This window comes from Bacillus sp. 9.4 (assembly GCF_055486415.1).
This window is the reverse complement of sequence record NZ_JBVFMU010000001.1, coordinates 1,150,396-1,163,322: the sequence shown is the minus strand read 5'-3', so window position 1 is coordinate 1,163,322 and position 12,927 is coordinate 1,150,396. Positions and strand designations below refer to the sequence as shown.

Sequence of the window (12,927 nt, the reverse complement as noted above, 5' to 3'; positions counted from 1 at the left end):
TTTATTCCCCCTGATACAGCGACGATAAATAGGCGATTTCGTTGGTCAAGCCATCCTTTAAGGATGTGGCGGGATTATAATGCAAGAGCTGTTTTGCTTTTGAAATATCCGCCCACGTGTTGCTCGGTTCCCCTGCTATTTTGTCCGAAAAGTGCAGTGTTGCTTTTCTGCCGGAAATATCCTCAATAAGGGAGACAACCTTTAAGACTGAGGCACGCTCTGCGCCGCCGATATTTACTGTTTCACCAATAAGGTGGGGGTTCCCAAGAACAGCGGTGATGCCTTTGACACAGTCGCTGATATAAGTGAAATCTCTTGACTGCTGCCCATCACCGAAGATGGTAAGCGGCTTTTGCTGAAGGTGCTGCTTAATGAGCCGGTGAAAAGCCATATCCGGCCGCTGTCTTGGCCCGTATACGGTAAAAAAACGGAGAATCACAATTGGAATACCAAAGCTCTGTTGATACACATGGCAAAGCTTTTCTCCCGTAAGCTTTGTTACCCCGTACGGAGATAAAGGAGAAAGCGACGTGTTTTCGCTGACTTTTCCTTGTTTTTCGCCATAGACGGAAGAGGTGGATGCAAAGACGAACGTTTGAATAGAATGTTCCCGGCACGCCTCGAGGAGCCTTTGGAGCGCTTGGATATTATGTGCGGCATACGGGTGAAAATGATTGCCCCAGCTTGAGCGGACACCCGGTATGGCCGCCAAATGAAAGATGACGTCCACTCCTTCCAGTAAGGGAGCAAGATCGGCTGTCAGCAGATTTTCCTTTATGAACGTAAATCGCTTTTCCGGCAGCAGGTTTTTAAGGTTTTTTAATTTCAAGGAAAATGGAGTAGGACCGATAAAGTCATCGATTCCGACAACGTTATGTTTCTTATCTTTTAGTAATTCTTCGCAGAGGTGGGAGCCGATAAAGCCCGCTGCTCCTGTGACGAGTATTTTCATGGACGGCCAACTCCCGTACAGATCAGGCCGCAAGCCTCGATCAGTTCTTTTTTTAGTACGTTGCGTCCGTCAATCACAAGACGCCCTTTCATGATATCTGCAGCCTTTTTCCAATCAAACGCTAAAAACTCAGACCATTCTGTCGCCAAAAATAAAAAGTCACTCTCTTCGATCGCATCAAAAGCTTGAGAATGCTGAGTTACATGTTGCCGCAAATGTTCTGGAAGTACAGCTTCAGGATCATATGCATGAACATCACATCCCAGCTCCGCCAGCCTTTCCATCAGTCTGACAGCCTGAGAATTCCGGATGTCATCAGTATTCGGTTTGAAGGAAATGCCGAGTACAGCCGCTTTCTTGCCTTGAAGTGTTTCGAAGAATGACTGTATTTTTTTGATATACAGGCCAAGCTGGGTGTCATTAATGTGCTGCACGGCCCGGAGCAGGAAGGTCTCCGTGTTTTTTTCCTGGGCAGCAAATTGCAGCGCCTGCAGATCCTTTGGAAAACAAGAGCCTCCGTATCCGATGCCTGCCTGCAAAAAGTGCTTCCCGATCCTTGGGTCTAGACCGATAGCGCGGGAAATATCTGAGATATCTGATTGATAGGCTTCACATATGCGGGCCATTTCGTTAATAAACGAAATTTTGGCCGCTAAAAAGAAATTGTTGGCATATTTGATCAGCTCTGCTCCCGCTAAGCTTGTAACGATAAAAGGGGTATCAATGTGTTTGTAAATGGATTTGACGATGGCTGCCGATACGTGATCTTCTTCCTGAACACCGATGACTGTTTTGTCAGGATGCAGCATGTCATATAAGGCATTGCCTTCCCGCAGAAACTCCGGATTGGATACGATATTAAAGAGGTTTTTAGACACTCCGGAGGCAATCAGCTGTTTTGCTATGTTTTCATTTGTCCCGGGCGGAACAGTGCTTTTCGTAATAATGGTTTTATACGATCGGATCGCCTCGCTTAAATCACCGATGACGGACTGCAGGGCTTTCGTATCAGCTGATCCGTCCGAACGCGGCGGAGTTCCGACTGCGATAAAAATAACGGGACATTCCTCCATGCTCGATTTCACTTCAGAAGAAAACGAGAGATTGCCGCAACGAAGTATTGCATCTGAAAGCCCAGGCTCGTAAAAGGGAATGACTCCTTTTTTCAGCTGCCCGATTTTTTTGACGTCTTTGTCTGTGCATATCATGTCATGTCCGATGGATGCCAGTGCCGCTGATAGGGTTAAACCGACATACCCGGCGCCAACCACACAAATTTTCATCACCTGAGCTCCTTTACAAGATTACTGGTCATATATCAATATCCTATTAAAAAAGGGCTGGTTCGTGATTCCGCTTTCTGCCCAGTTGCTTCCGCCTAATTTCAGATGTACAAACATCGGGATGCGCTCTTGGAATATCATGTAATAAACATGAGCTGAGGGGAAAATACCATGATAAAAAAAGCGATCATTCCTGCAGGCGGATTCGGCACGAGAAATCTGCCGGTGACGAAGGTGATTCCGAAAGAAATGTTTCCAGTAGGATCTAAGCCTGTGATTCATTATCTTGTTGAAGAATTAAAGGAGTCAGGCATTGAGGACATTTTGATGGTTGTATCGAGCCATAAAAATCTGATTGTCGACTATTTTGATTCCTCTTTGGCACTTGAGGCTTTTTTGGCCTCTAAGAATAAACTGCATTTACTTAGAGAGCATCCCATTCCGGATATACGGATTCACTATGTGCGCCAGCCTTATGCAAAGGGTCTTGGCGACGCCATTTCTTTCGGAAAGCAATTTGCAGGCGGAGAGCCTTTTGCCGTCGTTTTGCCTGATGATCTGATTTTTTCCGCCAATCAGCCGGCTTTGGGGCAGCTGATTGAAGCGTATACGAAATATCAGTCCAGTGTGATCGGCTTAAAAGAAACAAAAACGGAGGATTTACATCATTACGGGGTGATAAAAGGGGAGCCTGTTGAAAAAGGGCTTTATCGCATACAGGATATTGTGGAAAAGCCTAAACAAAACCCTCCGTCTCATTTTGCCGCAGCAGGGCGTTATATTTTCACACCGGATATTTTTAATGAGCTGGAGGCATTAGAAGCTGACAGCGGAGGAGAAGTGCAGGTAACGGATGCGATAAAAGCTTCGCTCGGGGCATGTACCGTATACGGGAAATTGCTAGATGGCGAGCGGTATGACATCGGCCTGCAAAAGGATTATCTGAAGCTGATTTACGATATGCTGAAAACGGAAAAGAACCCCCAATAATCGGGGGTTCAATCAGCGTGGAGATCGCCGAATGTGGTCATGATTCCCTCTTCGTCAAGTTCTTCTTCATAGCGCTCATGGGCTCTGCTTTGATAAACGGTAATTTCTTTTCCAGTGATATCTGTAGCGATGAAATTTTCGTAAGACTCCGTATTGCCGATATTCTCTTCGGCATTCATCGTCATATCATCATAGCTGAGCGGAGGGTTTTCCATATCCTGCGGCGTTTGTGAGTTCCCATATTTTTCGACATCCTGATAGGAATCCTCACTGTCATATGGCGCTCTGATTTCTTCATCATCATCAAATTCAAATTGCCCGAATGGTGTTTCTTCTTCAATCGGACGGTCTTTGGAAACCACGTCCTGTGACGAATACTCCGCGAGGGTTGTGGCAGTCGGAAGCGCTTCAAGTCGTTCGAAAGGGATTTCCTTTCCGCTGACTTCACAAATGCCATACGTACCGTTTTCTATCGCCTTCAATGAATGCTCAATGTCCCGAAGGTGTTCTCTCTCATGCAAGTCTAGAGCGATGTCTTTCTCACGCTCGTAAAGTTCTGTCGCCTGATCGCCGGGATGGTTGTCGTATGCCGAAAGCTCACCCCACGAATCATAAGGAAAGGCTGAGTTAAGCTGAAAATGATCATTGTCTTTGAAACGGTTTAAGATATCTTTTTTCGTTTGTTCCAGTTCATTTTTTAAATGCTGAAGCTGTTCTTTCGTAAGCAATGTGATCGCCTCGTTTCTCTGTGATGCATACCTTTAGTATGAACAGATCGCCTGAGAACTTTCATAAATGGCGGGTGGAGGAATATAGGAGGTTTTCCTTTTATGGTAAGCGGATACAACCTTTGCTATCAGTGGAGAAAGAAATTTAAGCTTTGTTTCTTTTTCATTTCTGAAATTAGGTTTATAATAGGTAAGGCAGGCCATTTGGACTGCATGATCTGTGTTTGACACAAAGGAGACACAGGTGTATGGTATTAAAAGCATTTTAAGGATTATGGAGGAATGTCTCATGGTGACAACGGTGCAGCGTACGTTCCGAAAGGAAGTTCTACATGCATTACATAAAGCCAAAGAAGTCAACCATGCTGTCTTAATAAGCTATTCGAGACAAATCGAGTCTCTTGACCCTCTATCATTTTTCAATTACGGAGCAAAAAAATATACAGGCAATCGATTTTTTTGGTCAGATCCTGAAAGTGAATTGACAATAGTCGGTCTTGGCAAAGAAGCGGTTTTCCAGACAAATCAAAAAAACAGCGAGCGGTATCGTGAGGTTTTTGAACAATGGGAGCGCTTTAAAAAGACGGCTTTTCATATTTATGAAGAAGAAAAGCTGCAGCATTCTGCAGTGGGACCTGTGTTATTCGGAGGATTTTCTTTTGACCCTTGCGAAGAAAGAGGTTCACAATGGGACCATTTCTCGGAAGGGGATTTCTTTGTGCCTGCGCTTATGCTGACGATGACTGCTGAAGGCCCGTTCTTAACAGTTAACAGATGGGTAAGCGGAGGAGAAGACGCAGAAGCTGTTTTAGAAGGTTTAAAAGCTTTTGCGGCGGAATTTATGGTTCCCGATTTCAAGCAAGAAGATCAGGCTGTGATTGCAGCAGCCGAAGAGCTGGATAAGGATGATTGGCTGAAAGCAATCGAAACGGCCACAAGCCAAATTAAAGAGAAACAATATGATAAGGTTGTTCTTGCCCGAGAGCTGCTGCTCACGTTTGACGGTCCAATCCAAATTGAACCGGTGCTTAAAACGCTTCTGGACGATCAGCAGACAAGCTATGTTTTTGCAATTGAACAAGAAGGCAAAACTTTTGTCGGCGCGTCTCCGGAAAGACTGATCAAAAGAGACGGCGGCACTGTCATGTCTTCCTGTCTGGCAGGCTCCATTAAACGAGGCGTGAATGAAGAAGACGACCGCCGGATAGGCCTTGAATTATTAAACGATGAGAAAAACCTGCTTGAGCATGATATTGTGGTAGGTATGATTCATAATGCTTTTGTATCAAGCTGTTCAGAGGTTGAAAAGCCTGATGGACCTGTTTTGTACAAAACAAAAAGCGTTCAGCACCTGTTTACGCCGATTGTCGGACAGCTGCGCGAGTCTGCTTCAATTTTTGACTTAATTGAGAAGTTGCATCCCACTCCGGCGCTCGGGGGAGCGCCTCAGGAAAAAGCTGTTGACGTGATCAGGGAGATTGAACCGATGTCTCGCGGCTGGTATGCTGCCCCTATCGGCTGGATTGACAGCCAGGATAACGGGGAATTCGCGGTAGCCATTCGTTCAGGGCTGATCGAAGGAAGCACTGCAAGGCTGTTTGCCGGATGCGGTATTGTGGAAGACTCGGAACCAATCTCGGAATATGAAGAAACACAGATTAAATTGAAGCCGATGATCTCTGCATTAGGAGGTGAGAGGCGTTGACAGTCAACCCGATTACTCATTACATCGGAAGTTTTATTGATGAATTCGCCCTTTCCGGAATTACGGACGCCGTCGTTTGTCCGGGCTCAAGATCTACACCGCTGGCTGTTCTTTGTGCTGCGCATCCCGATATCAGCGTCCATGTCCAAATTGATGAAAGATCTGCCGGATTTTTTGCCTTAGGTTTGGCAAAAGCGAAGCAGCGTCCCGTACTATTGATCTGTACATCTGGAACAGCCGCGGCCAACTTTTATCCGGCTGTGGTTGAAGCCCATTATTCAAGGGTGCCTATTATTGTGTTAACTGCTGATCGGCCTCATGAGCTGCGCGAAGTAGGCGCACCGCAGGCTATTAATCAGCACTTCTTATTCGGTAACTTTGTTAAGTTTTTCACAGACTCTGCTCTTCCTGAAGAGTCTCCGCAAATGCTGAGATACATCCGAACGCTGGCAAGCCGCGCTGCCGGAGAAGCACAAAAGCGCCCGATGGGGCCTGTCCATGTGAATGTGCCGCTGCGCGAACCGCTGATGCCGGATCTTTCAGATGAGCCGTTTGGAAGAATGAGAACAGGCCGTCATGTGTCTGTGAAAACGGGTACGCAGTCTGTTGACCGAGAGTCCCTGTCTGATGTGGCTGAGATGCTCGCAGAGGCTGAAAAAGGAATGATCGTCTGCGGAGAGCTCCATAGTGATGCGGATAAGGAAAACATTATTGCGCTGTCAAAAGCGCTTCAGTATCCAATTTTAGCGGATCCGCTGTCTAATCTGCGGAATGGTGTTCATGATAAAAGCACTGTTATTGATGCGTATGATTCGTTTTTAAAAGATGATGAGCTGAAGCGGAAACTTCGTCCTGATGTTGTCATTCGGTTTGGGCCGATGCCTGTTTCAAAACCGGTTTTCTTATGGCTTAAGGATGATCCTGCGATTCAGCAAATAGTGATTGACGAGGATGGAGGGTGGAGAGACCCGACACAGGCAAGCGCGCATATGATTCATTGTAATGCGTCTGTTTTTGCTGAGGAGATCATGGCAGGCCTTACTGCTGCTGCCAGATCCTCAGAGTGGCTGGAAAAGTGGCAGTTTGTCAATGGGCGGTTCCGCGAGCATCTGCAAACAATCAGCAGTGAAGATGTTTCGTTTGAAGGCAATCTCTATCGAATCCTTCAGCATCTTGTGCCTGAAAACAGCTCGCTGTTTGTGGGAAACAGCATGCCGATCAGGGATGTTGATACGTTTTTCGAAAAGCAGGACCGCCCTTTCCGGATTTATTCAAACCGGGGAGCAAACGGGATAGACGGTGTCGTCTCCTCTGCCATGGGGGTATGTGAAGGAACAAAAGCGCCTGTAACCCTTGTGATTGGAGATTTATCTTTTTATCACGATTTAAACGGCCTGCTGGCGGCCAAAAAGCTGGGTATTCCTCTTACTGTGATTCTTGTCAATAATGACGGAGGAGGGATTTTCTCCTTTTTGCCGCAGGCTTCTGAGAAGACACACTTTGAAGATTTGTTCGGCACACCGACAGGGCTCGATTTCAAGCATGCGGCTGCACTTTACGGCGGAACGTATTCATGCCCGGCTTCTTGGGATGAATTCAAAACAGCTTACGCGCCGCAGGCAGACAAGCCCGGACTCCATTTGATTGAAATCAAAACGGATCGCCAATCAAGAGTCCAGCTTCATCGCGATATGCTGAATGAGGCTGTGCGGGAAGTGAAAAAACAATGGGAACTGTAAAAATAACGGTATCAGATGGTGTCCGATATGCAGTGGCAGACGGGGGACCGAATGCTTCCGAAGCCGTCGTCTGTCTGCACGGGTTTACCGGCAGCAAACAATCATGGACTTTTCTTGATGAAATGCTGCCTGATTCCCGTTTGATCAAAATTGATTGTTTAGGGCATGGGGAAACCGATGCCCCGCTGAATGGGAAAAGATACAGCACAAGCCGGCAAGTTTCTGACCTTGCCGAGATTTTTGATCAATTAAAACTTCACAAAGTGAAATTGATTGGGTATTCTATGGGAGGAAGGCTTGCTTACTCTTTTGCGATGACAAATCCCGAGCGGGTATCGGCACTTGTGCTTGAAAGCACGACGCCGGGGCTCAAAACACTTGGGGAACGGCGGGAACGAATCATGCGGGACCGGAAGCTTGCTGATTTTATTTTACGAGACGGGCTCAAAGCGTTTGTTGCGTATTGGGAGAATATCCCTTTGTTTTCATCTCAGCAGAGGCTGGCTGAAGATATTCGGCACAGGATACGATCGGGCCGTCTGCGGAACAATAAGATTGGGCTTGCGAACAGTTTAACCGGCATGGGCACCGGTTCACAGCCTTCCTTGTGGAGCCGTGTAGAGGAAATAGATGTTCCTGTGCTTCTTATCTGCGGGGAGTGGGACGAAAAATTTTGCGCCATCAATCAAGAGGTGCATAAGATGCTTCCTTCTAGTAGAATAGAGATTGTTCCAAAAGCAGGACATACGGTCCATGTGGAACAGCCGCGATTGTTTGGTAAAATAGTGAGTGAGTTTTTGACAAGCATCTGACTCATTCACATAGAGAATAAAAGGAGGTCATCATATGGCTGAATGGAAAACAAAACGGACATACGATGAGATATTGTATGAAACGTATAATGGCATTGCAAAAATAACAATCAACCGACCTGAGGTACATAATGCGTTTACCCCTAAAACGGTTGCTGAAATGATTGATGCGTTTGCTGACGCAAGAGACGACCAAAACGTTGGGGTTATCGTGCTTGCCGGTGCAGGGGACAAGGCATTTTGTTCTGGCGGAGACCAAAAAGTGCGCGGCCACGGTGGATATGTAGGAGACGACCAGATCCCGCGTCTTAACGTATTGGATCTTCAGCGTTTAATCCGCGTCATCCCGAAACCGGTTGTTGCGATGGTGTCCGGATATGCGATCGGCGGAGGCCATGTGCTTCACATCGTATGTGACTTGACAATTGCTGCGGACAACGCAATTTTTGGACAAACAGGCCCTAAAGTGGGAAGCTTCGATGCAGGTTACGGTTCTGGCTACCTGGCTCGAATTGTAGGACATAAAAAAGCACGTGAAATCTGGTACCTATGCCGTCAGTACAACGCACAGGAAGCACTGGACATGGGTCTTGTCAACACAGTCGTTCCTTTGGAACAGCTTGAAGAAGAAACGATTAAATGGTGTGAAGAAATGCTTGAAAAAAGCCCGACCGCACTGCGCTTTCTTAAAGCTGCGTTTAACGCGGACACAGACGGACTTGCTGGAATTCAGCAGTTTGCAGGGGATGCTACCCTTCTTTACTACACAACAGATGAAGCAAAAGAAGGCCGTGATTCCTTTAAGGAAAAACGCAAACCTGATTTCGGACAGTTCCCTCGTTTCCCGTGATCAGCAATACTTAGTAAACCAACAGCTTGAGACTTTGCGGTCCAAGCTGTTTTCTTTTCAATACAGACATTTTACCTCGGAGATGATGACATGCTGACAGAACAGCCCAACTGGCTCATGCAGCGGGCACAGCTGACACCTGAGAGAATCGCTCTCATCTATAGAGACCAAACAGTGACATTTGCAGAATTATTTGCCGCGTCTATGCGAATGGCGGCACAGCTTGCCGCTCATTCGGTTCGGAAAGGGGATACTGCGGCTATTTTGCTCCAAAACCGTGCAGAAATGGTATACGCCGTTCACGCTTGTTTTTTGCTTGGTGTTAAGGCGGTGCTTTTGAATACGAAGCTGTCAACACATGAAAGGCTGTTTCAGCTGGAGGATTCCGGATCCGGCTTTTTACTGACAGATTCAAACTTTGACAAGAAAGAGTATGAACACATCGTTCAAACGATTGATGTAGATGAACTGATGAAAGAAGCAGCACAGGAAATTGAGATCCAAGCTTATATGCAAATGGATGCAACGGCAACGCTGATGTATACGTCGGGTACGACAGGAAAGCCCAAGGGAGTTCAGCAAACGTTCGGAAACCACTATTTCAGTGCGGTGTCGTCCGCGCTTAATTTGGGTATAACAGAACAAGACCGCTGGCTTATCGCATTGCCGCTCTTTCATATCAGCGGCTTGTCCGCATTATTCAAATCTGTGATCTATGGAATGACTGTCGTGCTTCACCAGCGTTTTTCCGTAAGTGATGTGCTGGATTCTATCAACAGGCATGAAGTGACAATGATATCTGCGGTGCAGACTATGCTGGCCAGTCTTTTGGAAGAAACAAGCCGCTGCCCTGAATCCATCAGATGCATTCTTCTCGGCGGCGGCCCTGCACCGCTGCCATTGCTTGAGGAATGCCGTGAGAAAGGATTCCCTGTCTTTCAGTCATATGGAATGACAGAAACATGCTCACAAATTGTTACCCTGTCGCCGGAATTCAGTATGGAAAAGCTCGGATCTGCGGGGAAACCGCTGTTTTCATGTGAAATCAAAATAGAGCGGGACGGACAGGCATGTGAACCGTTTGAACACGGTGAAATCATGGTCAAAGGCCCGAATGTCATGAAAAGCTATTTTAACCGGGAGAGCGCAAACGAAGCCTCCTTTCAAAATGGCTGGCTGAAAACAGGTGATCTTGGTTATTTGGACAGCGAAGGCTTTTTATATGTATTAGACAGACGTTCAGATCTGATCATATCCGGCGGAGAAAACATTTATCCGGCCGAAGTGGAGTCAGTGCTGCTTTCACACCCCGCTGTGGCCGAAGCCGGGGTTTCAGGGGCTGAGGACAAAAAATGGGGAAAAGTGCCTCACGCCTATCTTGTCCTTCACACGCCTGTGAGCGCAGAAGAATTGACTGACTACTGCAAAGAACGCTTGGCGAAGTATAAAATTCCGGCAAAATTCTATGTGCTTGACCGCCTGCCGCGCAATGCGTCTAATAAGCTCTTGCGAAATCAGCTGAAGGATGCGCGTAAAGGAGAACTGCTATGATCGAAATAGAAAAAATCACGCTTTACCATTTGAGCATGAACTTAAAGAAACCGTTTAAAAACAGTATCGAAACGCTTCAAGAGCGTAAATTTCTGATCGTGGAAGCCATTGATACATCAGGTGTCACAGGCTGGGGAGAAGTTTCCGCTTTCTCTTCGCCTTGGTACACCGAGGAAACCATTGGAACATGTTTGCATATGCTAAAAGATTTTTTTATCCCAAATGTCGTCGGCCGTGAATTCAATCACCCTTCAGAAGTGCCGGACAGCCTGGCGCGGTATAAAGGAAACCGGATGGCAAAAGCGGGACTTGAATCGGCTGTATGGGATATTTATGCCAAAAAGAAGGGCGTATCCCTTGCTGAGGCATTGGGCGGAACAAGAGATAAAGTCCCTGCCGGGGTGGTAGTCGGCCTGGCGCCTCTTGACGATATGCTGAAGGAAATTGAGAGCTATCAAAAAGAAGGTTATCAAAGAATAAAAATTAAAATTCAGCCTGGGCAGGATGTGGAATTGGTCAAGGCCATCCGCAGCCGATTCCCAAACATCCCGCTCATGGCTGATGCCAATTCATCCTATGAGCTGAAGGATATCAGCCGTTTGAAGGAGCTTGATGACTATCATTTAATAATGATTGAGCAGCCGCTCCAAGCTGACGATATCGTTGACCACCGCCACTTGCAGAAACATTTGAAAACGGCCATTTGCCTTGATGAGAGCATTTGTTCAGTTGATGATGCGAGACGGGCGATTGAGCTAGGAAGCTGCAAAATTATTAATATAAAACCTTCTCGTGTCGGCGGCTTAACAGAAGCCTTAAAAATTCATGATTTATGCAAAGAGCATCATATGCAGGTTTGGTGCGGAGGAATGCTGGAAACAGGCATATCAAGAGCGCAGAACGTGGCGCTTGCTTCACTGCCTCAATTCACAATACCTGGCGATATATCTTCATCCTCACGCTATTGGGATGAAGATATTGTAACCCCTGATATTCGTATTGATAATGGATTTATTTCTGTGTCAAAACAGCCTGGTTTAGGGGTTGAGGTAAACCAAGATATTATGCGAAAATATGTGACCAAAATGGATGTTTTCACACAGCATGGTTAAGAAAAAAGCATTTTGCTATTTTGAATAAATGACACTGTGCTGTTACAGTAAAAGTGTTCGTTGAATACATCCCTTCTCGTTTGGACCGGCTGCTGACCCAGCCGGTTTTTTTATGTAAATCAGCTTGACAAAAATGGCCAAACGCGATAATTTTGCACAAAGGAAACTTTTTGTCCTGTGTAAATAAAACATGCTTTTGGCTAATTTAATGTCACATGTCTAAGAACTGACAACATAAGATAAAACAATCGGACATTGATGGCAAAGAGGAGGAGAAATATGAGACGAGGGCTGATGGCAGCAGTACTTTTTGCGACCTTTGCTTTAACGGGATGCGGAACGGATTCAGCCGGAAAAAACGCTGATCAGCAATTACAAGTGACAGCGACAACATCTCAAATTGCCGATGCAGCAGAAAACATCGGAGGTAAGCATGTAAAAGTCACCTCTTTAATGGGACCGGGGGTTGATCCGCACCTTTACAAAGCTTCCCAAGGTGACACGAAAAAATTAATGTCTGCCGATGTTGTTCTGTACAGCGGGTTGCATTTGGAAGGGAAAATGGAGGATGTCCTCCAAAAAATCGGCGAACAAAAACAATCGGCGGCAGTAGCTGAGGCCATTCCGAAAAATAAGCTTATTCCCGCGGGGGAAGGCAAGACGTTTGATCCCCACGTCTGGTTCAGCATTCCGTTATGGATCTATGCGGTGGATGAAATTGAAGCGCAATTCAGCAAAGCAATGCCTCAGCACGCAGATGCCTTTCGGAAAAATGCCAAAGAGTACAAAGAAGATTTGCAATATTTAGATAAGTGGTCGCGTAAGGAGATCGCACATATTCCGGAGAAAAGCCGTGTGCTTGTGACTGCTCATGATGCGTTTGCGTACTTTGGGAATGAGTATGGATTTAAGGTAAAAGGCCTGCAGGGACTCAGCACAGATTCGGACTATGGATTAAGGGATGTTCAGGAGCTGGTTGATCTTCTGACAGACAAACAAATAAAAGCTGTGTTCGTAGAAAGCAGTGTATCTGAAAAATCAATCAATGCAGTGGTGGAAGGCGCTAAAGAAAAAGGCCATACAGTCACAATCGGCGGTCAGCTTTATTCGGATGCCATGGGTGAAAAGGGCACAAAAGAAGGCACATACGAAGGAATGTTCCGCCACAATATCAACACGATTACTAAAGCGCTTAAATAAAGAAA

The 12,927-nt window shown here is 46.2% G+C and carries 11 protein-coding genes; 8 read left to right on the top strand and 3 right to left on the bottom strand.

The features are described 5' to 3' along the window. Position 1 precedes the first annotated feature (1 nt). Positions 2–952: an NAD-dependent epimerase/dehydratase family protein gene (locus ACZ07B_RS06710; protein WP_464877018.1), complete on the bottom strand. Its 951-nt coding sequence runs from the start codon at positions 950–952 to the stop codon at positions 2–4. Beyond that, on the bottom strand, positions 949–2,235 hold the full coding sequence (locus ACZ07B_RS06705) for a UDP-glucose dehydrogenase family protein (RefSeq protein ID WP_004398478.1): 1,287 nt from the start codon (positions 2,233–2,235) through the stop codon (positions 949–951). Before ACZ07B_RS06705 ends, ACZ07B_RS06710 begins: the two co-directional genes overlap by 4 nt. Before the next feature lie 171 nt (positions 2,236–2,406). On the opposite strand from ACZ07B_RS06705, the gene ACZ07B_RS06700 reads away from it, so the two are divergent. Continuing rightward, positions 2,407–3,225, top strand: coding sequence for a UTP--glucose-1-phosphate uridylyltransferase (locus ACZ07B_RS06700; RefSeq protein WP_130572741.1), 819 nt, complete (start codon positions 2,407–2,409; stop codon positions 3,223–3,225). A gap of 8 nt (positions 3,226–3,233) precedes the next feature. Here the strand turns inward: ACZ07B_RS06700 and ACZ07B_RS06695 are convergent, their stop codons facing one another. After that, entirely contained in the window at positions 3,234–3,953 is a 720-nt protein-coding gene (locus ACZ07B_RS06695; protein ID WP_003229046.1) for a yteA family sporulation protein, read from the bottom strand. Positions 3,954–4,242: 289 nt separating this feature from the next. On the opposite strand from ACZ07B_RS06695, the gene ACZ07B_RS06690 reads away from it, so the two are divergent. The 7 genes from ACZ07B_RS06690 (at position 4,243) to mntA (ending at position 12,922) form a co-directional block, all read left to right on the top strand. Beyond that, positions 4,243–5,658 carry an isochorismate synthase gene (locus tag ACZ07B_RS06690; protein ID WP_015251378.1) on the top strand — a complete coding sequence of 472 codons (1,416 nt, stop codon included), beginning with the start codon at positions 4,243–4,245 and terminating at the stop codon, positions 5,656–5,658. After that, positions 5,655–7,397 carry a 2-succinyl-5-enolpyruvyl-6-hydroxy-3-cyclohexene-1-carboxylic-acid synthase gene (gene menD / locus ACZ07B_RS06685; protein WP_015251379.1) on the top strand — a complete coding sequence of 581 codons (1,743 nt, stop codon included), beginning with the start codon at positions 5,655–5,657 and terminating at the stop codon, positions 7,395–7,397. Before ACZ07B_RS06690 ends, menD begins: the two co-directional genes overlap by 4 nt. After that, positions 7,385–8,209 (top strand): 2-succinyl-6-hydroxy-2,4-cyclohexadiene-1-carboxylate synthase, encoded by an 825-nt coding sequence (gene menH / locus ACZ07B_RS06680; RefSeq protein ID WP_464877017.1) that lies wholly within the window; start codon positions 7,385–7,387, stop codon positions 8,207–8,209. The genes menD and menH overlap by 13 nt, the downstream gene beginning before the upstream one ends. Positions 8,210–8,243: 34 nt before the next feature. After that, positions 8,244–9,059 (top strand): 1,4-dihydroxy-2-naphthoyl-CoA synthase, encoded by an 816-nt coding sequence (menB, locus tag ACZ07B_RS06675; protein ID WP_003229054.1) that lies wholly within the window; start codon positions 8,244–8,246, stop codon positions 9,057–9,059. 90 nt (positions 9,060–9,149) lie between these two features. After that, complete coding sequence (locus ACZ07B_RS06670; protein ID WP_464877016.1) at positions 9,150–10,610, top strand: o-succinylbenzoate--CoA ligase; 1,461 nt, start codon at positions 9,150–9,152, stop codon at positions 10,608–10,610. Beyond that, positions 10,607–11,722, top strand: a complete 1,116-nt coding sequence (gene menC, locus ACZ07B_RS06665; RefSeq protein ID WP_217019377.1) for an o-succinylbenzoate synthase — start codon at positions 10,607–10,609, stop codon at positions 11,720–11,722. The genes ACZ07B_RS06670 and menC overlap by 4 nt, the downstream gene beginning before the upstream one ends. Positions 11,723–12,001: 279 nt before the next feature. Continuing rightward, the gene (gene mntA, locus ACZ07B_RS06660) at positions 12,002–12,922 is read left to right on the top strand and encodes a manganese ABC transporter substrate-binding protein/adhesin MntA (protein WP_464877015.1); all 921 of its coding nucleotides are present in this window, start codon (positions 12,002–12,004) and stop codon (positions 12,920–12,922) included. The last annotated feature ends 5 nt before the right edge of the window (positions 12,923–12,927 follow it).

Coding starts and splice junctions, on each gene's coding strand:
- ACZ07B_RS06710 (WP_464877018.1), bottom strand. CDS start 952: ATGAAAATACTCGTCACAGGAGCAGCGGGCTTTATCGGCTCCCACCTC.
- ACZ07B_RS06705 (WP_004398478.1), bottom strand. CDS start 2,235: ATGAAAATTTGTGTGGTTGGCGCCGGGTATGTCGGTTTAACCCTATCA.
- ACZ07B_RS06700 (WP_130572741.1), top strand. CDS start 2,407: ATGATAAAAAAAGCGATCATTCCTGCAGGCGGATTCGGCACGAGAAAT.
- ACZ07B_RS06690 (WP_015251378.1), top strand. CDS start 4,243: ATGGTGACAACGGTGCAGCGTACGTTCCGAAAGGAAGTTCTACATGCA.
- menH (WP_464877017.1), top strand. CDS start 7,385: ATGGGAACTGTAAAAATAACGGTATCAGATGGTGTCCGATATGCAGTG.
- menB (WP_003229054.1), top strand. CDS start 8,244: ATGGCTGAATGGAAAACAAAACGGACATACGATGAGATATTGTATGAA.
- ACZ07B_RS06670 (WP_464877016.1), top strand. CDS start 9,150: ATGCTGACAGAACAGCCCAACTGGCTCATGCAGCGGGCACAGCTGACA.
- menC (WP_217019377.1), top strand. CDS start 10,607: ATGATCGAAATAGAAAAAATCACGCTTTACCATTTGAGCATGAACTTA.
- mntA (WP_464877015.1), top strand. CDS start 12,002: ATGAGACGAGGGCTGATGGCAGCAGTACTTTTTGCGACCTTTGCTTTA.